Below are 25352 nucleotides of genomic sequence, written 5' to 3' on the forward strand. Positions count from 1 at the left end.
CCGTTTTGGTATTCTTATTTACTAAATTGTCCCCGGGAAATAAACAAGTACCAATTATACATATGAACCGATGTTTAAAGCCCGCCGCTTTCCACAAACGCACGATTCGTGTAAACTGTATAAGGTTAAGAAAAAATGAGATGGCATTATAGATATAGATAATGATTATTGATTTTCACGATAAAACTAAGAAGAATTTTCGGATGAAAGCCTGGCCTTCCATCCCGTAACGAAAGGATTGAAAATGGAATATGAAAGAGAATTTTTGGCGTGATTTGCCGAAGCCGTTTTTTGTGTTGGCGCCAATGGAAGATGTCACGAATGTCGTGTTTCGCCATGTAGTGGCTGAAGCAGCAAGACCGGATGTATTTTTTACCGAGTTTACGAATACAGAAAGCTATTGCCACCCGGAAGCAGTTTTTAGCGTGCGTGGACGTTTGACGTTTACTGAAGACGAACAGCCGATGGTGGCTCACATATGGGGCAACAAACCAGAGCATTTCCGTGAAATGAGCATCGGAATGGCCAAACAGGGCTTTAAAGGTGTCGACATTAACATGGGGTGCCCTGTGCCGAATGTCGCAGCCAAAGGAAAAGGCAGCGGGCTGATCAATTACCCGGATAACGCCGCTGAGATCATCCAAGCGGCAAAAGCGGGCGGATTGCCTGTCAGTGTCAAGACACGCCTCGGCTATACCGACGTGGACGAGTGGAAAGGCTGGCTGACTCATGTATTGGAGCAGGACATTGCCAATCTATCGATCCATTTGCGCACAAAAAAAGAAATGAGTGCTGTCCCTGCACACTGGGAACTCATTCCGGAAATCAAGAAACTCCGGGACGAAATAGCGCCGGATACACTGCTAACGATCAATGGAGATATTCCGGATCGCCAGGCGGGGCAAGAACTTGCCGATAAATACGGCATCGATGGCGTCATGATCGGACGCGGGATTTTCCACAATCCGTTCGCTTTTGAGACAGAACCAAAAGAGCATAGCAGCAAAGAGTTGTTTGATCTGTTAAGGCTGCACCTGGATCTTCACGACAAATATTCTACAGACATCGAACCGATTTCATTCAAACCGCTTCGCCGTTTCTTTAAAATTTATGTCCGCGGAGTCCGCGGGGTTGGAGAATTGAGAAATCAATTGATGTATACAGAAACGACAGATGAAGTGCGTGCCTTGCTCAATGACTTCGAGGCTTCGCTGGAAGAAGAGAATTTGGTGCAAGCTGCAGAACACAGCTGAGCTTTGAATAGCAGCATCGAAACTACTGACAAAGCCATCTATACAATAAAAGCCCGCCTGTGTATTCCGAAAAATGGAATATCCAGGCGGGCTTTTTGTATAGGCCGCCAGCTTGGTTTTGACCGTATTATAATAGAGGCAATAAAAAGTTCAGTCATCCTGGAAAGAGGAGAAGTTCTGTTCAAAGCCGAAATGGTTACATAGCATCTTTTGTATGCCTCCATAAATAACTTGATGATGCCCGGTTTTAAATCAAGTAGGATTGAGACAATATAAAGAAATTAAAGTAGTGGGGGAATGGAGCATGCGATCGTATTGGTTTTGGCTAGTGATATTGGGAGCCTCCTGGACGATGGGGCTGATCCAATTATCTATTGGCATCAATGAATTGTCGCTGCATATTCTCGGCAGTGCGTTATTTTTCGGTTTGTTTTTCCTGATGCCTTTAGTAAGAAGAAATCCGTTTATTGCATTTTTGAATTTATTGGTGATGGCGATCTTAACAATTTTAATATTTTGGCCCCAATCAGAATCGGCATTGAATCCTTTTCCACTCATGGTCTTTACGATTATCGCTGGGAAAGCGGTATACCGCCTTTCAGGAAAAGCTGCTGCCGTAATAGGTGTTGTTGTATTAGCCGGCGCTTTACTGCATAGCATAGCTGGAAATGCAGGGTGGCCACCGCTGTTTCTTTTGCTTTACGGTTTGGTGGTGAGCGGGGCATTGATATTTTTCAAGAAGAGCTATGTGCTGGAAGAAGAACTGCAGGAGCGCAATGAAGCCCTGTTAAGCGAATACCGCAAGATGAAACGGCGTTTGCTGACAGATGAACAAGCAGCACGACAGGAAGAGCGGACGCAAATTGCCAGAGACATCCATGATTCTGTGGGCCATAAACTGACGGCACTGTTGATGCAATTGGAAGTTTTTCGGCTGCAAGCAGATGGGGATGCTGCAGAGCATCTGCAGGATTTGAAATCATTGGCAAAAGAAAGCCTGGAGGAAACGCGCAGCGCCGTAAAGACCTTGAAGCATGATGAGGCTGGAGGGGTCACTGCCATAATTGGATTGATTCGGAAACTGGAGGCTGAAAGTTTTCTTCGCATCCAATTTTCTGTGAAGCATGGGGCTTTGTCCGCCCCGCTTGGAAACGACCAAATGGTGATTGTTTACCGGGCAGTGCAGGAAGCGTTGACGAATGTTATGCGGCACAGCCAGGCGCGTGAAGCGGATATTGTCTTTGAAGCGCCTGGGTCCAGCATTTTTCGCTTTACCGTAAGCAATAAAACAGTGCAGGCAGCTGCGTTTCGTGAAGGATTTGGATTAGCTTCAATGCGTGAGCGGATTGAGCAGGCTGGCGGGGAATGTGAAGCGGGACCGGAAAACGGTTTATTCATCGTCAAAGGGTCATTGCCGTTAATCGTTAAGGAGAGTGGTTTGGAATGATTCGTGTGTTGTTGGCCGAAGACCAGGTAATGGTGAGGCAAGGCTTAAAAATGATGATTGAAACAGATGGAGCTATTCAAGTGACGGGAGAAGCAGTAAACGGCAAAGAAGCAGTGGAGTTATGCCAAACGCATTCGTTCGACTTGATCATTATGGATATCCGGATGCCGGTGATGGACGGGCTTGAGGCGACTCGCATCATCCTATCGCGCTGGCCGAAACAGAAAGTGCTGATGCTGACTACATTTAATGATGATGAGTATGCACTTGAATCATTGAAAAGCGGTGCGAGAGGTTACTTATTGAAAGATGCAGATACGTCAGAGCTGATCCGTTCAATTCGAAGCTGCCTGGATGGCGGACTTGTGCTCGAAGATCATGTGGCTGCCAATATTCTTCCTAAACTGATGAAACAGCCTGCGAAGCAAAAAGTGGATGAATCTTTGACGCCGAGAGAACTGGACATCATATGCCGCATCGGGGAGGGACGCAGCAATCGTGAAATTTCGGATGAACTGGCGCTGTCGGTCGGGACCGTGAAAAACCATACCAGCATTATTTTGGATAAACTAGAGCTGCGGGACCGGACTCAAATCGCCATTTACGCCATTCGGCATGGACTGGTGTAAGTGAAGGTGACGGAGGTCATGATTTTAGATGAAAGAGATGACGCAAGACAGTGGAGACACTGTCTTTTTTTACATACACTGAGCTTAATGGATCGGAGATTGAAAGGAGAGGGAAACTTTGCTGGAGACTGAAGAGCTGAAGAAAGTTTTTAAAGGCAAGACGGCAGTGGAAGGGGCCAGCCTGTATTTGGATAAGGGAGAATCGGTCGGTTTGCTTGGACCGAATGGAGCGGGGAAATCTACGACAATTTCCATGATTTCGACCCTGTTGAAACCGACGTCTGGAGATGTTCGGCTGAATGGCAAAAGCGTCATTAAAAATCCGAGTGAAATGAGGCGGGTTCTTGGCGTGGTGCCGCAGGAAATTGCCCTTTACGGAGAATTGACAGCGTATGAAAATCTGAAATTCTTTGGACGGATTTATGGACTTTCAGGAAAAGCTCTAGAAACGGCTATCCAGCGCTCGTTGGAATTGGTCGGATTGATGGAGCGCCAGAAAGAAATTGTCAAAACTTATTCCGGCGGAATGAAGCGCCGCGTCAATATTGCTGCGGCTATGATGCACGAACCTGAAGTGATTATCATGGATGAACCGACTGTCGGAATCGATCCGCAATCACGCAGCCACATTCTGGAGATGGTGCGCCAGCTCAATCAGGAAAAAGGATTGACGGTTTTATACACGAGCCATTACATGGAGGAAGTGGAGCGCCTTTGCGACCGCGTTTATATTATGGACCACGGGAAAATCATTGCCAGCGGTACAAAAGAAGAGTTGAAAAGCATTCTTTCGAGTGAAGAAACTGTATGGATTGAACTGGACCGCCCGTATCCTGAGTTTTTCAAGGAACTTCAATCTTTTGAAATGATTAAACAGGCAACTGAGACCGAAAAAGGCATCAAACTGATTCTTCCAAAAGGCAGCCGGGTGCTGGGAAAAGTGTTTCAGGCTTCCGAACGTCATCAGGTTCAAATTATCAATGTCAATGTCCAGACGCCTAGCTTGGAAGACGTGTTCCTGCATCTGACAGGCAGAAAACTGAGAGATTGAGGAGGCAGTCCCATGTATGCGTTTTTTAAAAAAGACATCCTGGTTTTATTTCGCGATCGAACTGAATTGGTTGTGCTCTTGGCGATGCCATTCATCTTAATAGCCATTCTGGGGTTTGCATTGAGCGGCCTGCTTAGCGGAAACTCGGAAGTCTTATCGATGGAAGTGGCCATTGTCCAGGAAGACGATGAAGAACAGGGAATCCAGCGATTTGCGGAAGAGCTTGGAAAATCAGGCCTGCCTGCAGACGCGCAAAATGGAATAATGGCGGCTGCCGAAGAAACCAGTCCCTCTTCCATGCTGCAGGAGATTTTAAGCGATGAAAGCTTAAGCAGTTTGGTGACTGCAAAGGAAATGGATGGTGCAGCGGCAACGCACGCTTTGGAAGAAGAAGAAGTGGTGGCAATCCTCACCATTCCAGAAGATTTTACATTTAATGCGCTGCAAAAAATGATGTTAGGGGCAGGCGGCGGAAGCGAACTGGAATTGCTGATTTCGGATTATGCAGCAACCCAGTCAGAAGTTTTTCACGATATTTTGGAGGAATTCGTTTGGTCGCTGAATTTTGAAAGTGCTATTGCCAGAGCGGCGGATGGGGAGGGAGCAGTGCCAGAAGAAGCGCAGCCTCTGCTTGGAGGTGTGGAAAGTGTTTCAGCTGTGGAGCCGATCAGTTCGTTCCAATATTATACGATTGGCATGGCAGTAATGTTTGCCTTGTTTGTCGGTGCAACCATCTCAGCGATGGCCTATGTTGAAAAGCAGCAATTTGTTTTTCACCGTATTCTTTTGTCGGACCATCACCCCTATGTCTATCTGGGAGCTAAAGCGATAGCAGCGGCGCTTGTCACGTTTCTGCAATTCTGCATATTGTTTTTCTTTTCTTCCTTGATATTTGGTGCATTCGATTTGACGGACCTGTCGTTTTGGCCGGGCATGTTGTTGATTGCCTTCAGCTTGGCAATCTGTGTCGGTTCACTGGCTGCCTTTTTAATCGCTTTGACGATGCGCTATAACAACGACACCATTACGACGGTTTTTGCCGGCGGTGTCGTGACGGTCTTTGCTTTTCTTGGCGGCAGTTTTACACCGACGGAAGGCATGCCGGCTTTTGTCCAGCAGCTTGGGGGCTGGACGCCGAATGGCGCGTCTTTGAATGCTTTTCTTATTTGGATTCAAAACTTGGACATCAGCATGCTGTGGGAACCGCTTAGCCGGGTTTTCCTGATTACATTTCTTCTATTAATTTTAAGCTTGCTGATATTTCCGAGAAAAGGGGAGGCTTAAGCATGAAATCTGTCTTTTTATTACAGTGGCAAAGATTTCGCCGGGCTCCCGTAATGATGCTGTCATTTTTAGTGATGACTATTATATTTGTCGCTTTACTGGCCGGAAATAATCCTGCAGAAAGGTCGGCAATCCTAACTTATGCAGACGCTTCGCTATCGGCACCCGAGGCTGAAGACTGGGTCGCTTCACTTAATGAAGCGGGAGAATTCAAGTTTCAATTAATGGATGAAAATGAGGTGCGCGAAGCAGTGGCAGCCGGAGACGCGCCCTTAGCGCTGCGCCTTATGGAAGGGAATTACCGGATTGTGCTGGCGGCGGATGATATGAGCCGCTTTGTCTTGGAAGCTTTTTTAAACCGGAAATATCGTGAGGAACTGCGTTTCCAGCAAGTAGAACAGCAAACAGCCGGAAGCGATATACGGACCGAAGTTGCGGCTTTGATGGAAGAGCCGCCGCTTCAAATAGTCACTGCTACTCTGGACGGCAAAGAGGAATTCCGATATGACAATCAATTGCAGCTCTTATTCGGGATGACGCTGTTTTTCTCGGTTTACACTATCATGTTCAGTTTGATGAAAATTGTGGAAGAAAAGAAATACGGCACCTGGGATCGCTTAATCCTGTCTCCGGTGGGAAAATGGGAAATTTATCTGGGGCATCTAGCGTATAGCTTTACCATCGGCTATTTCCAGATTGTGTTGATTTTCGTATTATTCAAATACGTGTTTAATTTTGACGTCGGTGATCGTTTTGGAGCTATTTTATTGATCATCGCATGCTACACGTTTGCGATTGTTGCGCTCAGCATGCTCGTAATGAGCCTGGTTAGCCGGCCGCAGCAGCTTCAGGCAGTCGTTCCGATTATTGCAACTGGGATGGCGATGATCGGCGGCGCTTTCTGGCCGATTGAACTGGTCAACAGCAATATGCTGCTGGCAATATCCAAAATCCTGCCGATCACTTATGGTCTTGATGCGTTAAAAGGCGTCGCAATATACGACCGCAGCTGGCAGGAACTCAGTGAACCTATTTCAATTTTATTGCTATACGGAGTGGTTTGTATGGGAATTGGGATCAATTTGATGGAACGGCGTAATTATTGAATTGAACAAGATTGTGTTAATGGAGAGTGAGCAATATTGTTTTCAATTCTAGGCTAAGCTGAATTATCAATACCCCAAGTTGTTAAAACCTCAAGAATTTCAGCATCTGCATAACAAAAGGCAATCCGTTAGGTCAAAATCATGGCTAAGCAGATTGTCTTTTTTAAATCATTGTCATTAAGTTAACGGACTATTCTGTATTCTCTATTGCTTTCCATTGAAAGCGCTTTTATAATGAAGTTAATATCAAATGTGCTGAATAAGAACATATGTAAAAGCTGAGACTCTCCAACTCCCAGACATTGAATGCCACCATTGCCATACATATGCCGAGCTGCTGCTTTTGCCGAAACAGCACAAAAGAGACCAGGAAAGGAGAGTGGCTAATGAGAATAGAAGAAGAGCTGGCGATTATAGAACTGGAAGCAGATTCAAAAGAACAGGTTTTGCAGCTGTTGGGAAGCCGGCTAATCGACCAAGGCTACGTCAAGGAAGGCTTTATCGAGAGCATACTCAAAAGAGAAGTGGCCTATCCGACGGGGTTGCCGACCGAGCCTTTTGGTGTGGCGATTCCGCATACCGATGGCGACATGGTGCATCGATCAACTGTTGCTTTTGCCAGTTTGAAGAAACCCGTGCAGTTTCTGATGATGGGAACAGACGACAAGCTGGTGGATGTGCAGCTGATTTTTATGCTTGCGTTAAAGAGTCCGGATGACCAACTTGAAATGCTGCAGAAGTTAATGGGACTGATCCAGGACCCGGAAATGGTCTCGAAGCTGGTCCGGATCGAAAGTGTCGGAGCACTGAATGAGTTAGTAGCAGGCAAAGTATAAAATCACTGAAAAACCGCTTGAATAGCCCTTTTCTTTCGATAAATACAACAAAAATCGAGGAGTGAAGTTGATGGGATTCCTGCAATGGTTTGTAGATCTTGGTGCTTCTGTTTTGCTTCCAATTTTAATCTTTATCTTTGCACTGGTGCTGGGTACTAAACCGGGCAAAGCGCTCCGTGCCGGCATCATTGTCGGGATTGGGTTTGTCGGGATAAACCTGGTCATCGGACTACTAGTTTCCAGTTTGGGGCCAGCTGCCCAATCAATGGTCGACAACTTTGGATTTGAGTTGAATACCATTGATGTGGGTTGGCCAGCGGCTTCGGCAATTTCTTACGGCACGTCGTTGGGAAGCTTGGCCATTCCCCTTGGCGTTGGTGTCAATTTGCTGTTGCTGACTTTTGGGCTGACCAAAACCTTGAACGTCGACATATGGAATTTTTGGCACGTGGCATTCACGGGCTCCTTGGTCTACGCGTTGACTTCGGATTTTTGGCTGGGGGTCTTGACCATCATTGTTCACTTGCTGCTGCTTTATTTGATGGCAGACGTCTTGGCCAAGCATATCGAGAAATTTTACGGGTTCCAGAACATCACCTTTCCGCATGGAACCTCGGCGCCGTCCGCTTTTGTGGCGATGCCGATGAACTGGGTGTTTGACCGGATTCCAGGATTCAACAAGCTCGAAGCCGATCCGGAATCGATCCAAAAAAGACTCGGGATTCTGGGCGACTCTACCATCATTGGCGTGTTGATCGGGATCCTGATCGGGGTGTTGGCAGGATACGACATCCCAGGCATCCTCCAGCTGTCTATTCAGACCGGTGCCGTCATGGTGCTGCTTCCACGAATGGTTGCCTTGTTGATGGAAGGGTTGATACCGGTTTCGGAGGCGGCTGGCGAGTTTGTCAAAAAACGTTTCCCGGGAAGAGACCTCTACATCGGCATGGACAGCGCTTTGGCGATTGGCCATCCGGCTGTGCTGTCTTCCGCGTTGCTGATAGTGCCGATCACCATTTTTATGGCCGTCCTGCTGCCGGGAAATTCCGTATTGCCGTTTGCCGATCTTGCCTCGATACCATTCCTGATCTGCTTGATGGTACCGATATTCAGAGGGAATATCATCCGGACAGTAATTGGCGGATCGATTTATATCGGCGTTGGTTTCTATATCGCTACATGGATTGCGCCGCTCTTTACGGATGCTGCCATTGCATCAAACTTCGAGATGGGCGAGAACACCAGTATTTCGTCGTTGATCGATGGAGCGGTTTGGACAACTTTTATCTTTGTTTGGATTCCTAAAATCCTCAGCTGGTACGGCATGATAGGGTTGGGGTTATTGATCTTGTTCGGACTGATTTACCAGAATAAAATCAAGCCGAAACGCCAGAAACAGACAGCAGCAACAGGAGAGGGAGAGGACATTAAATGAAAAAACTATTGATTATGTGCGGCACAGGCATTGCCACTTCGACTGTGGTCAAAGGAAAAGTCGAGCAATGGCTGAAGGATAATAACTTGAGCCAGGAAGTGAAAATTTACCAGTCGAAAGTCAGTGATGAAATCGGCCGGATTGACGAATACGATGTTGTGCTGTCGACCACTTTGGTGCCAAATAACATAAAAGACAAAGTGATTGATGGAGTGCCGTTGTTGACTGGCATCGGCGTCGATGCCATGTACGAAAAAGTGCGGGCGGAAATCAAACGCGAATAACAACTAGGGACCCAAAGAAAAACCAGCAGCTTGCGAAATCAGTTGATTTCGCAAGCTGCTGGTTTTATTATTGGAATTATAGTTCTTCTCCACGCGTCTCGATCACTTTTTTGTACCAGTGGAACGACAGCTTTTTCTTGCGGTTCAGTCCATCCTTATGGTCGACATAAATAAAGCCATATTGCTTTTTATAGCCGTTTAGCCAGCTCAGCAAATCGATAGCCGACCAGGCATAATAGCCTTTCAGGTTGATGCCTTGGCTTATGGCCAGTTTGATGACTTTTAAATGTTCTTCGATGTATTTAATGCGCGGCACATCGACGATTTCTCCGTCGATGATCGGGTCTTCATCGCCGAGCCCATTTTCAGTGACATACATTTTGACGTCGCCGTAACGCGCTTTTAACATATGCAGTCCATCCAAAAATCCTTGAGGTGAGATCTCCCAGCCCCATTTGGTATAAGTTTTATCATCCATTTTGACGGTCCGGTAGAAGCCGTCAAAAGAAGGGCTGCCGGGTACCAGTGTGGAGCTTTCTCTTGAATGCTCTATGGACGAAACCGCTTCGAAGTTTTTTTCCACACGGACCGGCTGGTAATAGTTGAGGCCGATAAAATCATTATTGTCGGCATTTCTTCTCAAGGTGTCCAGCTCTTCGTCGGTCCAGTCGGGTGTCCAGCCTTTTTCCTCCAGCTGCTTGACGACGTACGGCGGGTATTCTCCTTTTAAAATCGGATCATAATACCAGAACGTTTCATATTCATTGGCGTGCTGGGCAGCTTCTAAATTGCTTTCGTTGCCGTCGACGCTGTAAGCCGGAAGGAATACATGGGTAATGCCGATTTCACCGTATTGCTTAAGCTTCTTATAAGCTTCGACAGCCTTGGCATGCGCGTAGAAAACATTATGCGTGGCTTGGAAGTATTTCTTTTCATTGTTCTGGATGCCCGGTGGATGCGCGCCTTTTAAATAGCCCAATCCACAGAACATGACAGTTTCATTGAACGTAATCCAATGCTTGACACGGTCGCCGAACGATTGGAAACAGATTTCCGCATATTTGACGAATGCTTCGGCTGTCCGCTTGCTGGTCCAGCCGCCATCTTCTTCCAGTGCCAGCGGCAAATCCCAGTGATATAATGTAACAAAAGGAACGATGCCGTATTTCAGGCATTCGTCGATCAGGTTGTTGTAAAATTCCAGGCCTTTTTCATTCACTTCGCCATCACCGTCAGGCAAAATGCGCGCCCATGAAACGGAAAAACGGTACGATTCAAGGCCCATCTCAGCCATTAATCGGACATCTTCCTTGTAGCGGTGGTAATGATCGACGGCGATGTCGCCATTTGTTCCTTCAAAAGTTTTACCGGGAATCTTGGAAAAGACGTCCCAGTTAGTAGGGCCTTTGCCGTCCTCATTGGCGGCACCTTCTACTTGGTAGGAAGCAGAAGCTGCACCGAACAAAAAGTCATGCGGAAATTTAGTTTGAATCTCGTTATTTTTCATGTTGCACAACCTCCATCTGCATTTGCTACTTTACAGTATAGCAGGCGAGTGCCGGGAGAGATATCCCATAACATGAACGAATAGTGAGCAGGATGATTCAGAGTGGTTATTGGGTGATAAGGTTCAAGATAAGAGACTAAACGATTTTTATTTGCTTCTTTAGACACAGAAAAGACAAAAAGAATTGATTAGAAGGTTTGAAAAGGGGAATACTGAAGAAAATGAAGCTTTTGTCATTTAAGGCGGAGGTAAAAAGAAATGAAGAATGTAGAAGAAGCAAAGCGACTGCTTATTGCCGAGAAACTCAAGCATTACAACGAACGCTTGGCAGACATGGAGCGCGATTTGCAGTTTTTTTATGAAGAGTCAAAAGATGATGATGAGTCTCTGGAAATTATTGTGGACCTGCAGGATAAGGTCAAGCAATTAAAAGCTATAAAGAATAGGGAAAACCACGAGACAGTCATATAAGCTGTCTTTTTTGCTGTTTATTTGTAAGCCTGATGGACTCGAAAATATGTGCTATTATTAGAATTGGATTTAATGTGGATAGACATCAATACGGGAAATCAACAGGAGGCAAATAGAATGGATAACAATGATTTATTAATCCGGCTGCGCTATGCGCTGGACATAAAAAATAAAGATATGGTCGAGATTTTCAAGCTGGGCGGCGTGGAACTGAGCAAAGAAGAAGTGCTGAAAGTGCTGACAAAAACTCCGGAAAGCGATGAGGAAGACGATGACAGCATCTGGGCTGAGCCGGTTAACGAAGACTACATTAAAGCGGACGACCATTTGTTTGAGTCGTTTTTGAATGGCCTGATCATTTTTAAAAGAGGCCGTCAGGAGCCTAAACCTGGGCAGCCTGAGATTCCAGCCTTGACGAACGAACGCTCGAACAACCTGCTGCTGAAAAAAGTGAAAATCGCTTTGCAGCTGAACAGTGAAGATGTCCTGGAAATTTGGGATTTGGCCGGCGTGACTGTAACAAGAGGAGAACTTGGCGCATTGCTGCGAAAAGTTGGCCATAAAAATTACAAAGAATGCGGCGATCGCTACGCGCGCAACTTCCTTAAAGGACTGGCGATCAAATATAGAAAATAAAAGAGCGGTTCCACCTGTCGAGTTAATCGGCAAGTGGACCTGCTTTTTTTTGTGCAAAAAAGTTAGAGAAAGTTGAAAAAATACAGATAATGTTAAAAGAGTGCTAGTGATAGCGCTTTCATTAAAGAAAACTGAATTTATACTAAAGTAGTACTTAATTTATTCAAAGGGAGAGGGAAAAAAATGAGAAAGAGTTTAAAGAGTGTTCTGTTTCTGATGATGCTTGTGGTATTTGCCCTAGTAGCTGCCGGATGTAATAGCGACGCCAGTGGAGGAGGATCTTCATCAGCTGTCGACGTAGGGATTGTATTGCCGACCAAGGACGAGCCGAGATGGGTTCAGGATGAACAGCGCTTTAAAGATGCGTTGGCAGATTCAGATTATTCGACCGAAATTCTATTCAGCCAAGGATCTTCAGCAAAAGAAAAAGAAAATGTTGATGCTTTATTGAACAAAGGCATCAAGGTCCTGATCATTACTCCCCACGATGGACCAGCAGCTGCAGCTGCAGTGGAAGCGGCAAAAGCAGAAGATGTGACCATCATTGCCTACGACCGTTTAATCACAGACACGGATGCAGTCGATTATTACGTAACATTTGACAGCTTGGCAGTGGGAGCGGCTCAGGCACAGTACCTGGTCGACAATGCTGAAGGCACGGATATTCCGCTTTACTTGTATGCAGGAGCTTCTTCAGATAACAATGCCTTCCTGTTCTTCCAGGGAGCATGGGAAGTGCTTCAGCCAAAAATCGCGGATGGCACGTTCAAAGTAGCCAACTCCAGTGAAGCAGAAGCATTAAAAGATACAAAAGACCTGTCACGCGAACAATTGAGCCAAATTATCGGCCAGGTTACGACCAACTGGGATCCGAATGAATCCAAAAACAAAGCACAAACGCATTTGACTTCTGTAGGGGATGACATGAAAGGCGATGTCGCCGTTCTTGCGCCGAATGATGGGACAGCCCGTTCGATCGCAGATGTATTCGCTTCAGATGGTGCGGTATCCAGCTATTTGATTACCGGGCAAGATGCTGAGAAAGCATCGATCCAGTACATTATTGACGAAAAGCAATCCATGACGGTCTTTAAAGATGTTCGTTCATTGGTTACAGATGCAATGGGCATGGCGGTTGAAGTATTGGACGGCAATACACCTGAAACGACTGGAACTTATGACAACGGATCGGTAGAAGTAGAAGCGAAACAGACGCCGGTCATTGTTGTCGACCAGGAAAACGTTAAAGCTGAATTGATTGATTCCGAGTATTACGAAGCAAGTGAGTTTACAGGGCTAGAGTAAAAGTACGGCGAAGCGGAAAAATAGTGATAGAACTTCTATCGCTGTTCTTCCGTTTCACTCGTATTTAGAGCAGGGAGGCAATTGCATGAACGATTATATTTTGGAAATGAACAATATCACCAAAGAGTTTCCAGGCGTCAAGGCCCTCTCCGATGTCAGCTTTAAAGTCGAAAAGGGAGAAATCCACTGCCTGATTGGTGAAAATGGAGCTGGAAAATCCACCTTGATGAAAGTGCTGAGTGGTGTTTACCCTTACGGAACATATAAAGGAGACATCGTTTTCGAAGGAGAGGTCCAGCAGTTCAACGAAATCAATGACAGTGTCCGGGCAGGAATCGGCATCATCTATCAAGAGCTTGCCCTGTTCCCGGATTTGACTGTATACGAAAACATCTTTGCAGGCAACGAAATCAAAAAAGGGCCTTTTGTCGACTGGAATGAAACCGTCGTTCAAGCGACCCGAATGCTGAAAAAAGTAAAACTGAATGTCACGCCGGAAACCTTGATTAAGGATCTTGGCGTCGGAAAACAGCAGCTGGTTGAAATCGCCAAAGCCCTCAGCAAAGACGTGAAGCTGCTGATTCTCGATGAACCGACGGCTGCCTTGAACGAAAATGACAGCGAAAACTTATTGGATTTATTGAAGGAACTAAAAAGCCAGGGCATCAGCTGCATCATGATTTCACATAAGTTGAAGGAAGTGATTTCGATAGCTGACAAAGCCACGGTGCTGCGGGATGGCAAGACGATCTGCACGCTGGATGCGCAAAAAGGTGAAATCACTGAGAGCATCATCATCAAAAATATGGTCGGCCGTGAAATTGAAGACATCTATCCGAAACGGCCGGACAAGAAAATCGGCGAAACGGTGTTAAAGCTGACAGATTGGTCTGCCTACGACACGCAACTCGGCCGAAAAGTGGCAAAGAACATCAACCTGGAAGTGAAAAAAGGAGAAATCGTCGGCATTGCAGGCCTCATGGGATCGGGCCGGACAGAACTGGCACTCAGCATCTTCGGCAATCCTAAAAACTACAAGCTCGCAGGAGAGCTGGAAGTACACGGGGAAAAGAAAAACTTCAAGCACACCAGCGATGCCATCAAAGCGGGCATTGCCTATGTGACGGAAGACCGCAAAGGCGATGGGCTGTTTCTGATACAGGACATCAAAATCAATGTCTCGGCTGCCCACATGAAAGGCATTTCCAAAAAAGGCATCCTGAACTTGAACGAAGAAGTGAAAGTCGGAACAGAATATAAAAAATCGCTCAATATCAAAGCCAGCTCTCTTGAACAAGTTGTCGGCAAATTGAGCGGCGGCAACCAGCAGAAAGTCTCGCTCGGCAAATGGCTGTTCACGGGCCCGAGAATTCTCATCCTCGATGAGCCTACCCGCGGGATTGATGTGGGGGCAAAATTCGAAATTTACACTATTATGAACGAACTGATCAAAGAAGGGCTCAGCATCATCATGATTTCCTCGGAACTTGGCGAGATTATGGGAATGAGCGACCGCATCTACGTCATGGCTGAAGGTGCGGTAAAAGGCGAATTGGCAATTGAAGAAACGACTCAAGAGACCATTATGGAGCTCGCGACGCAATAGGAGGCAGTCACAATGAATCTATTTACGGAAGCCAAATCCATCGTAAAACTAAATATCCGTGATTACGGCATGTACATCGCGTTGATCGTCATCATGCTGACATTTACGATCATGACAGACGGCCTGTTCATTTCTTCCAGGAACATCAGCAACTTGCTTGACTCGGCAGGCTATATTGCTGTCCTCGCTGTCGGCATGACGTTGGTCATCGTCATCCGCCACATCGATTTATCCGTAGGTTTTGTTGCCGGCTTTTTAGGGGCCGTCGCGGCCATCTTCATGACGCAGCTTGGTTTTTCCATTTGGATCACCATTCCCGTCATTTTGCTGTTTGGGATTTTGATCGGCTGTTTCAATGGGTTCTTGATTGCCCAGCTTGGGATCCCGGCTTTTGTAGCAACACTGGCGGGCATGCTCATTTTCCGTGGAGCTTTGCTGAACGTCACGGAAGATACCGGAACAATCATCATCAACAATGACCAATTTAATGCCATCGGCAACGGTTTTATTCCGTCACTGATGCTGGTCAACGGCCTTCATCTGCTTTCTTTGCTGGTCGGCGTTGCAGCCATTATCTTATACATCTACAGTGAAATTTCCACTCGGAAAAACAAAATGACTTATGGGTTTGACGTCATGTCGAGCGGCATTTTCCTCATCAAGCTTTTGCTGGTTTCTTTGGTTATTGCCTACATTACCTGGATTTTAGCGGGCTATAACGGATTTTCATGGACCATGGTAATTATGCTGCTGGTCGTGGTCATCTATCATTTCCTGACGACAAAGACTGTGTTAGGGCGCAATATTTACGCAGTCGGCAGTAATCCGGAAGCAGCGCATTTAAGCGGCATTAATGTGAAGAAAATCACTTATATCGTGTTCGGCTCTATGGGCATGCTGGCAGCCTTGTCCGGATTGCTGTTTACTTCACGTCTTCAGTCGGCGACAACTACGGCCGGTACTTTGTTCGAGTTGGACGCCATTGCAGCTGCTTATGTGGGCGGCGTTTCTTCGGCAGGTGGTGTGGGACGTGTCACAGGAGCCGTCATTGGGGCTGTGGTTATGGCTTGTCTATCCAGCGGGATGAACCTTTTGGGTACCGGAATTTCCTATCAATACATGATTCGCGGCGGCGTTTTGGCGGCGGCTGTGATATTTGATGTAATGACGCGCCGTCAGCGTGCTTAGGCGGTTTGGAAGACGAAGAGAATAAGGTGGCATCTCCTTTTTGGGAGATGCTTTTTGCTCATCAAAAACTGTATTGTGAATTTTCAGCCAAGTGGTAAGATGGGAAGAGTTTACTACTGAAAAAGGAGCCAAATCCCGTGAGAAAAAAAGTCATAATCGTCCTTTGCTCCCTCTGTGCAGTTCTTGGATTTTTCACTTTATGGTCGGCAGAAGGCGCGTTTCGATCCGACTGGCAATTGCCTGCCGCAGTTCCGGCGGATGAGGAAAGCTACCGGCTTGTACTAATCACGCAAGAGCTGGAAACGCCTTTCTGGGAAAAAGTTGGAGCAGGAGCAGCGGCGCAAGCCGAACAGCAAGGAGTGATTTTGGATGTTTGGGGAAGCTATGGCAATAACCGTGAGGATTTTTTAAAGCAGATCGAAATCGCTCTGCACTCCAAAGTGGATGGCGTGATCGTGCAAGGGCTGGATACAGAAGAGTTTAAGGTGTTAACGAAAGAGAAAGCCGCGTTTTATGGCATTCCTGTTATTACGGTTGCCAATGACGTGCCGGTAGAAGAGAGCCTGCGCAAAACTTTTGTAGGATCTGATCATTATGCTGCCGGAAAAATGCTGGCACATCAATTGGTTAAAGAGATGGGCGGGAGCGGACAGGTCGTGGTGCTTGGCGATGTCGAGCAGCAATACAGCCAACAGCAGCGGCTGCAGGGAGTGGCGGAAAGTCTGGCGCAGCATGCCGAAATTTCAACGGTTTATGCAGAAAGCGGAAAGTCGGATGAAGAAATCGTTGCTGCCACTCAAAATATCCTCAACCAGCATCCGACTGTCGAGGCATTCATTGCCTTGAATGCCAATCACGTCGGACCGATGATGAAAGAAATCAGCAGACGTGCCCAATTAGAGCCTTATTACCTTTATTCATTTGATGATGGATCCGAAACGGCGTCCCTGCTTGACCAAGGCAAGCTCGATGCAATGATTCAGCAGTCGCCCGAGCAGATGGGCGAGCAAAGCGTCGAGCTGATGATGCAATGGCTAAGAAATGAAGTCGTTCCTCTGGAATCCAATGGATATACGACAGATATCCGTATCGTGAAAGGGGCGGTAGCTCAGCCATGAATACAATTCAGAAAAAGATCTGGATGCTGGCAATCGTGGTGCTCGTGATGATGATTGCTATCTGGCTGACGCTGACCTTCTACAATCAAAAAGTACAGACTCAATACAATGACATTTTGCAGCGCTACTTGGAGATGAATGAAATCACCAGTGAAAGCCAGCAGATGGTGACGGATTTGAATAATTACTTATTGATGCCCTCAGATGATACGCAATCTAGTCTACAAGCCAGCAGAGAACGCCTTTTAGACGTTCAATCGACGGTCTATGGATTGCGGAATGTGGAAAATGAATTTGCATTGACGAATTACAGCCACCTCATCAGCAGTTTTATAGAAACAGTGGATCGATCCGTAAGTTTTCAAGAAGAGGGAGACACCGAAGCTTCCTTGACGGAATTTACGGAAGCTAATCGCATATCCATGTATATTTCAGAAATGACGCTAACCATTATTGATACCGAGCTGAAAACGTACGAAGGCTTTTACCGGGGAATCATCGAGCAATCGGCGGAACTAAAAAAACTGGGAGTCTGGCTGCTGCTGTTGATCACAGCGGCGCTATTGCTGTTTACGTATTTGTTCTCACTCAGCATCACCAAGCCGATCCATCAATTGACGAAAGCGGCGAACGAATTGGCGAAGGGCCGTTTTGATCAGACAATTTATGTGGATTCCAACGACGAAATTTCTTTTTTAGCTAAAACCTTTAATCATATGCGCCGGAATATCAACGATATGATTTTGGAAATCCAGCAGAAAGCCCAATTGGAACGGGAGCTGCAGGACAGCAAGCTGCTGCTTCAGCAAAGCCAATTGCACAACCTGCAAAGCCAGATCAATCCTCATTTCCTCTTCAATACCTTGAATACTTTATCAAAAAAAGCATACTTGGATGGCGCTGAAGAAACCAGCGACTTGCTGGTCAGTGTTGCCAGTTTGCTGCGCTATAACTTAAAGCGCATGGACCGTGCTGTGACGCTGGCCGAAGAAGAATTTGTCCTCCGCCAATACATGGAAATCCAGAAAGCGCGGTTCAGCGATCGGCTGCAGTTTTTTACGGAGCTGGATTCCGGCTGCTTAAATTTGCAGATTCCGGGCCTCACGCTGCAGCCGCTTATTGAAAATGCAGTGATTCATGCGATTGAACCGGAAGAAGATGGAGGCCATATATGGTTCCGTATCAAAGATCAACAAGATGAAGTGTGGATTGAAATCGAGGACAACGGCAAAGGCATGAGTTCGGATAAGCGGCAGCAGCTGCTCGAAGGTGCAATTGTGCCCGCAGAAGGCCATTCAACCGGCATTGGTTTTGCCAATGTTGTTAAAAGGCTGCAGCTGTTTTATGGCAAGGAAGATTTGGTGGCTGTGGAAAGTGAAATAGGGCGAGGAACCAAAATTATTTTGAAATTGCCGAAAGTCAGGGGGACAACTAACCATGATCAAGCTGTTGATAGTAGATGATGAGCCGATTGAACGGGACGGCATGCAGGCTATTTTGCAGGGTTCTTATACCAATTTTGATATCAAACAGGCGAGAAACGGCAAAATAGCGATTGACTTGGCGGAGTCCTGGAAACCGGACTGGATATTTATGGATATTATGATGCCGGGAATGACCGGGCTCGAAGCAATAGAAAAAATTCAGCAGGAAAATCGGGATATTCAATTCGTCATGGTCACGGCTTTCGACACGTTTGATTATGCCCGTCAGGCAATTAAGTTGGGTGTCAAAGATTATTTGCTGAAACCGAGCAAAGCCGGAGAAATCGTGGCGACGGTTGGCAAACTGCTGGAGCAGCGAGCCCAAAAAGAACAGGCTTCCGCTGTTCAGCACCAGCAGCAGGAAGACTTTCAAAAAGCTTTGGCTATTGTAGAAACCGATATCGTTACTCAATTGCTGTTCGACCATGTCCACGATGTCCATATCGAACTGCTCGTGGATTTATTGGAAATACCGGCGACTGCAGAAAAGTTCGTCATGACGGTGCTGGTGCCGGAAGGCTTGGAGAAATTGTACGCGCAAGTAAAAGAGAAAATTCGCGAAACTGAAAATGCATGGATAGGGGCGTTGTATGGCCGCCAATTGCCTATCATCGTCTTTCGGAATACAGAAAAGTCGTTTCGTTCACAGGCAGTTTCGTTGGTGAAAGCGATCCTGTCGATTTCGGAAAACCGGCAGGATGGCTGGTTTGTCGGAGTGGGTCCGGTCTGTGAATCGTTGGAGGATATCCGGAATTCCTACCAGAAATCTCTGATCGCCACGATGGATCTGTCGCTGCCAGCAAGATACCGTTTCTCCTCTGATGTTCCATCTCTTGAAAAAGCGGGCGATGCCGCTTTCGTCAAGCAGCAGGAGAAAAGGCTGTTCGATTTTATTCGGTTAGGAGAATGGGAGTCGATCGACCGCTTGGTGATGGACTTGATCCGGCGCTTCGAGCAGGAAGGAGCCAATATCCTGTGGACCCAGCAGCGAACACTTGAATTTTTATGGGTCACCGCGAGGGTTATGGGAGAAATGGGCATTGACGCCACGATCCCCTATTACACGATCCAAGCCAAAGATCATCGGCAGCTGCTTGGCGAAACACTTCAAGTGATCGAGGGATTAAAAAAGGTTTACCTGGAACATTACGACCGCCTTGAAGTGGATAAAATCCATCAGATCAAGCAGTATATTATGGATCATTCCCATAAAGACATTTCATTGGACGCCCTGGCGCGCAAAGTAGAGCTGAGTCCGATTTATCTGAGCAAGATGTTCAAAGAAAAACTGGGCATCAATTACATCGATTTCCTGACTTCCTGCCGTATGGACAAAGCAAAAAAACTATTGGGAGACCCGCAAAAAAGCTTAAAGGAAATCTCCTTTGAAATTGGTTACCATGAGCCGAATTATTTCAGCAAAGTGTTCAAAAAGATGAATGAGGTTTCTCCAAAGGAATACCGCCGGACACTTCTGACGGAAAGGAAAGATCACAGCGATGAATAAAAAAATTCATATGGTTTTGTTTTTATTCATCGGCCTGATGCTTACTGCCTGTACGGCCGGCGAGACTGTCAGCAAAGCCGTTCCCGAAAAAACACCGGTTGTGGATGAAGAGACCATCAAAATCGGATTTTCCATGGATACGCTAAAGGAGGAGCGCTGGCTGAAAGACCAGGCTTTGTTCAAGGAAGCAATAGAGGATTTGGGTGCCGAAGTGGAGATTGTAGCAGCCAACGGCGATGATGCGTTGCAGCTTACGCAGGCTGAAACGCTGATACAACAAGGCATCGACCTTTTGGTTATAGTGCCGCATAACGCAGAGGCGACAGCGGCAATCGTCCATACTGCGCACCGTGCCGGAATTCAGGTTATTGCTTATGACCGTCTGGTGAAAAATGCCGATATCGATCTATACGTATCATTCGATAACGAGCGAGTAGGCGAAATGCAGGCAACGGCGATTTTGGACCTGGTGCCAAAAGGGAATTACGTCTATATTGGAGGGGCAACGACCGACAATAATGTTCACCTGATAAAAAAAGGCGTATTTAATGTACTGCAGCCAGCCATCGATCGGGGAGACATTAAAATTGTCTACGACCAATGGACCGAAGACTGGTCGCCGGAAAAAGCATTTCTCAATATGACTGAAGCGCTCGCTGCGAACAACAATCAAATCGATGCGGTCATCGCTGCAAATGACGCGACTGCGGGCGGAGTTATTCAGGCATTGGAAGCACAAGGCTTAGCAGGGGAAATTCCGGTAGCGGGACAGGATGCAGAACTTGCAGCCGCACAGCGGATTGTCGGTGGAACACAGACAATGACCGTCTACAAACCCATCCAGACTTTAACCAAACAAGCAGCTGCTTTGGCTGTCAGGATGGCAAAAGGGGAAACCGTCACTACCGTTAGATCTGTTAACAACGGCAAGATCGATGTGCCATCCATTCTTCTGGCGCCGATTCCGGTAACGGCCGAGAATATGCGGGATACAGTTATTGCAGATGGCTTCCACACCGGAACGGATGTTTACGGAGCAGCAAATGAATAATGGGGAAATCGGCAATTCAGAAATTCTAAAGTACATATTTTCGAGCTGAACCGGCTTGTCGTGCAGCAGATTTTCAGTTCGAACCTTGTCCGGAATCGCCCGCTTTGTTTGCGAGCAGCTGCAATTCGCCGAGTGCTTGCTGCTGGATCTCAGGGTGTAAAAAAGATTGATCCAGGAAGTTGCGCAAGTATTCTTCTTTGGCGCTCCTTGGCAGACCCGTTTGCTTGAGCAGCTGTCTGGCACTATAAAGAAACTCCAAGTATTGTTCATAGCTTTCGTCAAATTGCATTTGCAGCTCCTGTTTGATCATTTTGGCGAGCATGGGGCTTGCGCCGGCTGTGGCAACAGCAATGCTCAATTTGCCTCTCTTAAAATGAGCGGGAAAATGGACATTGCCGGACTCAGCTTCACCCGAAGCATTAACCAGGCAATTGGGCGGTGCCGCTTTTCGTACAGCTGCATTGACGGTTGGGTTGTCTGTCGCGATAACCAGCAAAAAAGCTTCTTCTGCATCTTGAGGCTCGAATTCTTTTTGCTTCCAAATAATTTTCTCTTCTTCAGCCCATAAGTTTATTTCCTTTGTCACACTAGGGCTGATGACGATTAATTCAGCTTCACTATCCAGCAACACATCCAACTTTCGCTTGGCGATTTTTCCGCCGCCAACAACAACCACTTTTTTGTCTTCCAAATCGATCATGATGGGAATGACAGTCATCTTCTTCGCCTCCTCAACTCTCCTAATACTATCAAATAAATCTGTTTCTGCGTTGAACCCGCCGATTTTCGCATATCAAATAACTTTATTCTTTCAATCCTAGGCATGCGGGATTTTCCATTTGAAAAAATGAAAAAACTTTAAAACATAGTTTGACACTCGGAATAGTCTATTATATACTTTGTAAAATCAAATATTTCAAACAACTAACATCAAAAATTGAATATACGTTCTTATCAAGAGAGACGGAGGGATTGGCCCTTTGATGTCTCAGCAACCCTCCTTTAAGGAAACGGTGCTAACTCCAATAGGCTTTTACCAGCCTAGAAGATAAGAAGATTGTTTTGTTTTTTCGGACCTTCTTCTTAATTGAAGAAGGTCCTTTTCTTTTTGTTCGAACGCGTTGGAAGTTTGGTTTCAGAACGGCTGCGAAGAAAACCGCAAAACATAAAACTAACCTTGGAGGTAATAACATGACAAGCAAAGCACACGGTGGAGATTTGGTAAACAGACAGGTGACTGGCACGAAAAGAGAAAAGGCTTTAAAGAATGCAGAAACACTTTCCTCTCTATTCATTTCAGATTGGGCGATCTCGGATTTGGAACTGATTGGCATTGGCGGATTCAGCCCGTTGACTGGTTTCCTTGGACAAAAGGATTATGAAAGTGTGGTGCATACATCACGACTCAGCAATGGCACCGTTTGGAGCGTGCCGATCACGCTGTCGGTAACGGCGGAAGAAGCAGACAGCTACGAAGTCGGCGATGAAATAGCTTTGAAAGGCGAGGACGGCGTCATTTACGGAACCCTCCAGCTGGCGGAAAAATATCCGTACGACAAACGACTGGAAGCGGAAAAAATTTACGGAACGACTGAGGAAGCGCACGCTGGCGTGAAAAAACTATATGAACGAGGCGATGTGTATCTAGCAGGGCCAATCACTTTATTAAATCGTCCCGATCACAGCGAGTTCGAGGAATTCCATCTGGATCCGGTTGAAACGCGCCAGCTGTTCCAGGAACTTGGCTGGAAAACGATTGTCGGCTTCCAAACACGCAACCCGGTGCATCGCGCACATGAATATATTCAGAAAGCAGCATTGGAAGTGGTCGACGGCCTCTTGCTGAACCCGCTCGTGGGTGAAACGAAATCCGATGACATTTCAGCGGCAGTGCGGATGGAAAGTTATCAAGTCATTTTAAAACATTATTATCCTGCAGACCGGGCGCGTCTGGCCATCTACCCTGCCGCAATGCGCTATGCGGGTCCAAAAGAAGCGGTTCTTCACGCCATTGTCCGCAAAAATTATGGCTGTACACATTTTATTGTCGGCCGCGATCATGCCGGTGTCGGCGATTATTACGGCACATACGAAGCGCAGGAATTCATCAGCCAGTTTAAAGATGAATTGGGCATTCAAATTTTCAAATTCGAACATTCCTTCTACTGCAATGCATGTGAAAACATGGCGACAGCTAAGACGTGCCCACATACCGCAGAAAATCATGTTCATTTAAGCGGCACGAAAGTCCGTGAATTGCTTCGCAACGGGGAAAAGCCGCCGAAGCAGTTTTCCCGTCCGGAAGTGGCCGATGTGCTCATCAAAGGCTTGCGGGAGACCGTGATCAGTAACTAATTAGAGGATGGTTGCCCATGTTAGTCCAAATGATTTTTGTGCTCATTGTCATTGTCGCTATGGTCAGTGCATTGCTTTTTGAAATTGCCCGTCCGGATATGATCGTATTTTCGGCATTGGTCGTGTTGCTGCTGTCCGGGATTTTAACGACCGAAGAAGCATTGCGTGGATTTTCCAATCCCGGAATGCTGACGATTGCCTTATTGTTCATCGTTGTCGGAACCGTACAAAAGCATGGCCTGATCGACCAGATGATGATTGGCTGGCTGAATAAAGGCAAAAGCCTGAAAGGATCCCTGTTTCGTATTTTTCTTCCGCTGCCGTTAATTTCGGCTTTTCTGAATAACACACCCATTGTGGTGACATTGACGCCGCTATTAAAAAAATGGTGTGAAGAACGGAATATCGCGCCGTCCAAGGTGTTGATTCCTTTATCGTATGTCACGATTTTAGGAGGCACCATCACATTGATGGGAACTTCCACCAACCTGGTGGTGCACGGCATGCTGATCGATTATGGGCTTCCAGGGTTTTCCCTGTTTCAATTGGCGATTGTCGGCATTCCAATCACCATTGTCGGCTTGATTTATTTATTTACGATTGGCAACATGCTGTTGCCCGAAAACAAGGGTTTCAGCAAGCAGGTTACTGAAGATTCTCGGAAATACATTGCTGAAATGGTAGTGGAAGAAACGTTTCCGCACACCAACCAAACGGTCGAACAAGCAAAGCTGCGGGATTTAAAAGGACTGTACTTGATTGAAATCATTCGCGATCAGACGCGGATTTCATCGGTTAGCTCTAAAACCATTATTCAGTCAGGAGACCGCCTGATTTTTACAGGACTTATTGCGACCATTGCAGATTTGCAAAAAAGAAAAGGGCTGACCTTGAAGACCGGAACTGATTTGCAGCTAGAGGATTTGAAAAACGGCAACACGCAGCTGGCGGAAGCGGTTGTTTCCCATGAATCTTCGCTGCTGTCGAAAACTATCAAACAATCTCAATTCCGTTCACGCTATGATGCAGGCGTCATGGCAGTCCATCGAAACAACGAACGCATCAAAAGCAAAGTTGGCGATATCATCCTGCGTCCGGGCGATACCCTGCTGCTGCTCGCTGGAACCGGATTTGTGGAAAAGTACCAGCAATCCAATGACTTTTATGTAGTATCTTCTATGAAGACTCCCAAATCCTTAGAGGAAAGCCGCTTTGTCGGCTGGTTTTCCTTGCTGGTGTTATTGGGAGCCATCGCTCTCGTCATTGTCGGCTGGCTGACGATGTTCAAAGCCATGGCATTAGCGGTACTGATTTTGCTGGTGACCAAGTCGGTTTCTATGGACGATGCAAAAAATGATGTGCAGTTTAATGTCCTGCTGCTGATTGCCAGCGCGTTTGGTGTAGGTGCTGCAATGACTAAAACCGGTCTGGCGCAATGGGCGGCGGACGGGCTGTTGGCAGTTGGACAGCCGTTCGGACTGCTGGCGATCCTCATTTTAATTTATTTATTGACCAGCATTTTTACAGAATTGATCACCAATAGTGCTGCGGCAGTCCTGATGATCCCGATCGGCATTGAAATGGCCAGCAACCTGCAGCTTGATCCAATGGGTTTTGCCGTCATTATCACCATTGCAGCATCAGCCAGCTTTATTACACCCATCGGCTATCAGACCAACTTGATCGTCTACGGACCTGGCGGCTATAAATTCATGGATTATGTCAAAGTAGGCACACCGCTCAGCATTCTGGTTATGTCGGTAACCATCGGAATCGTTTACTATTACTGGTTTTAGGAG

At 46.5% G+C, this 25352-nt stretch carries 22 protein-coding genes and 1 riboswitch; of the genes, 20 read left to right on the top strand and 2 right to left on the bottom strand.

The window, feature by feature from the left end:
• Positions 1-251: 251 nt before the first annotated feature.
• The 9 genes from QOZ98_RS17930 (at position 252) to QOZ98_RS17970 (ending at position 9325) form a co-directional block, all read left to right on the top strand.
• On the top strand, positions 252-1253 hold the full coding sequence (locus tag QOZ98_RS17930; protein ID WP_308788643.1) for a tRNA dihydrouridine synthase: 1002 nt from the start codon (positions 252-254) through the stop codon (positions 1251-1253).
• Positions 1254-1557: 304 nt separating this feature from the next.
• Positions 1558-2700: a sensor histidine kinase gene (locus QOZ98_RS17935; RefSeq protein ID WP_308788644.1), complete on the top strand. Its 1143-nt coding sequence runs from the start codon at positions 1558-1560 to the stop codon at positions 2698-2700.
• Positions 2697-3329: a response regulator transcription factor gene (locus QOZ98_RS17940; RefSeq protein ID WP_308788645.1), complete on the top strand. Its 633-nt coding sequence runs from the start codon at positions 2697-2699 to the stop codon at positions 3327-3329. The genes QOZ98_RS17935 and QOZ98_RS17940 overlap by 4 nt, the downstream gene beginning before the upstream one ends.
• A 118-nt stretch (positions 3330-3447) precedes the next feature.
• A complete protein-coding gene (locus QOZ98_RS17945; protein ID WP_308788646.1) occupies positions 3448-4380 on the top strand; it encodes an ABC transporter ATP-binding protein in 933 nt (310 codons plus the stop codon).
• 12 nt (positions 4381-4392) lie between these two features.
• Complete coding sequence (locus tag QOZ98_RS17950) at positions 4393-5664, top strand: ABC transporter permease (RefSeq protein WP_308788647.1); 1272 nt, start codon at positions 4393-4395, stop codon at positions 5662-5664.
• A 2-nt stretch (positions 5665-5666) separates the two neighbouring features.
• The gene (locus QOZ98_RS17955) at positions 5667-6770 is read left to right on the top strand and encodes an ABC transporter permease (protein ID WP_308788648.1); all 1104 of its coding nucleotides are present in this window, start codon (positions 5667-5669) and stop codon (positions 6768-6770) included.
• A 386-nt stretch (positions 6771-7156) separates the two neighbouring features.
• Positions 7157-7606 carry a PTS sugar transporter subunit IIA gene (locus QOZ98_RS17960; RefSeq protein ID WP_308788649.1) on the top strand — a complete coding sequence of 150 codons (450 nt, stop codon included), beginning with the start codon at positions 7157-7159 and terminating at the stop codon, positions 7604-7606.
• A gap of 70 nt (positions 7607-7676) precedes the next feature.
• Complete coding sequence (locus tag QOZ98_RS17965) at positions 7677-9041, top strand: PTS galactitol transporter subunit IIC (protein WP_308788650.1); 1365 nt, start codon at positions 7677-7679, stop codon at positions 9039-9041.
• Positions 9038-9325 (top strand): PTS sugar transporter subunit IIB, encoded by a 288-nt coding sequence (locus QOZ98_RS17970; RefSeq protein ID WP_308788651.1) that lies wholly within the window; start codon positions 9038-9040, stop codon positions 9323-9325. The genes QOZ98_RS17965 and QOZ98_RS17970 overlap by 4 nt, the downstream gene beginning before the upstream one ends.
• A gap of 76 nt (positions 9326-9401) precedes the next feature.
• Here QOZ98_RS17970 and QOZ98_RS17975 read toward each other — a convergent pair whose 3' ends face one another.
• Positions 9402-10832: a GH1 family beta-glucosidase gene (locus tag QOZ98_RS17975; RefSeq protein WP_308788652.1), complete on the bottom strand. Its 1431-nt coding sequence runs from the start codon at positions 10830-10832 to the stop codon at positions 9402-9404.
• 258 nt (positions 10833-11090) lie between these two features.
• On the opposite strand from QOZ98_RS17975, the gene QOZ98_RS17980 reads away from it, so the two are divergent.
• From QOZ98_RS17980 to xylF, 9 genes are all read left to right on the top strand, one after another.
• A complete protein-coding gene (locus QOZ98_RS17980; protein ID WP_308788653.1) occupies positions 11091-11303 on the top strand; it encodes a hypothetical protein in 213 nt (70 codons plus the stop codon).
• A gap of 117 nt (positions 11304-11420) precedes the next feature.
• The gene (locus QOZ98_RS17985; protein WP_308788654.1) at positions 11421-11939 is read left to right on the top strand and encodes a YehS family protein; all 519 of its coding nucleotides are present in this window, start codon (positions 11421-11423) and stop codon (positions 11937-11939) included.
• 183 nt (positions 11940-12122) lie between these two features.
• Entirely contained in the window at positions 12123-13244 is a 1122-nt protein-coding gene (locus QOZ98_RS17990; RefSeq protein WP_308788655.1) for a sugar ABC transporter substrate-binding protein, read from the top strand.
• Between the two features lie 85 nt (positions 13245-13329).
• Entirely contained in the window at positions 13330-14850 is a 1521-nt protein-coding gene (locus QOZ98_RS17995; protein ID WP_308788656.1) for an ATP-binding cassette domain-containing protein, read from the top strand.
• 12 nt (positions 14851-14862) lie between these two features.
• A complete protein-coding gene (locus QOZ98_RS18000) occupies positions 14863-16038 on the top strand; it encodes a sugar ABC transporter permease (RefSeq protein WP_308788657.1) in 1176 nt (391 codons plus the stop codon).
• Between the two features lie 137 nt (positions 16039-16175).
• Positions 16176-17156, top strand: a complete 981-nt coding sequence (locus tag QOZ98_RS18005) for a sugar ABC transporter substrate-binding protein (protein WP_308788658.1) — start codon at positions 16176-16178, stop codon at positions 17154-17156.
• Positions 17153-18619, top strand: coding sequence for a sensor histidine kinase (locus QOZ98_RS18010; protein WP_308788659.1), 1467 nt, complete (start codon positions 17153-17155; stop codon positions 18617-18619). The genes QOZ98_RS18005 and QOZ98_RS18010 overlap by 4 nt, the downstream gene beginning before the upstream one ends.
• On the top strand, positions 18594-20147 hold the full coding sequence (locus QOZ98_RS18015; RefSeq protein WP_308788660.1) for a response regulator: 1554 nt from the start codon (positions 18594-18596) through the stop codon (positions 20145-20147). Before QOZ98_RS18010 ends, QOZ98_RS18015 begins: the two co-directional genes overlap by 26 nt.
• Positions 20140-21198, top strand: a complete 1059-nt coding sequence (gene xylF / locus QOZ98_RS18020) for a D-xylose ABC transporter substrate-binding protein (RefSeq protein WP_308788661.1) — start codon at positions 20140-20142, stop codon at positions 21196-21198. Before QOZ98_RS18015 ends, xylF begins: the two co-directional genes overlap by 8 nt.
• Before the next feature lie 73 nt (positions 21199-21271).
• Here the strand turns inward: xylF and QOZ98_RS18025 are convergent, their stop codons facing one another.
• A complete protein-coding gene (locus QOZ98_RS18025; RefSeq protein WP_308788662.1) occupies positions 21272-21916 on the bottom strand; it encodes an NAD(P)-binding protein in 645 nt (214 codons plus the stop codon).
• A gap of 230 nt (positions 21917-22146) precedes the next feature.
• A riboswitch (SAM riboswitch) is annotated at positions 22147-22253 on the top strand.
• Positions 22254-22389: 136 nt separating this feature from the next.
• Between QOZ98_RS18025 and sat the strand changes: the two genes are divergently transcribed.
• The gene (gene sat, locus QOZ98_RS18030; protein ID WP_308788663.1) at positions 22390-23553 is read left to right on the top strand and encodes a sulfate adenylyltransferase; all 1164 of its coding nucleotides are present in this window, start codon (positions 22390-22392) and stop codon (positions 23551-23553) included.
• Positions 23554-23570: 17 nt separating this feature from the next.
• Positions 23571-25349 carry an SLC13 family permease gene (locus QOZ98_RS18035; RefSeq protein ID WP_308788664.1) on the top strand — a complete coding sequence of 593 codons (1779 nt, stop codon included), beginning with the start codon at positions 23571-23573 and terminating at the stop codon, positions 25347-25349.
• The last annotated feature ends 3 nt before the right edge of the window (positions 25350-25352 follow it).

The sequence above is a fragment of the Planomicrobium stackebrandtii genome (assembly GCF_030814955.1).
Lineage (GTDB): Bacteria > Bacillota > Bacilli > Bacillales_A > Planococcaceae > Planococcus > Planococcus stackebrandtii.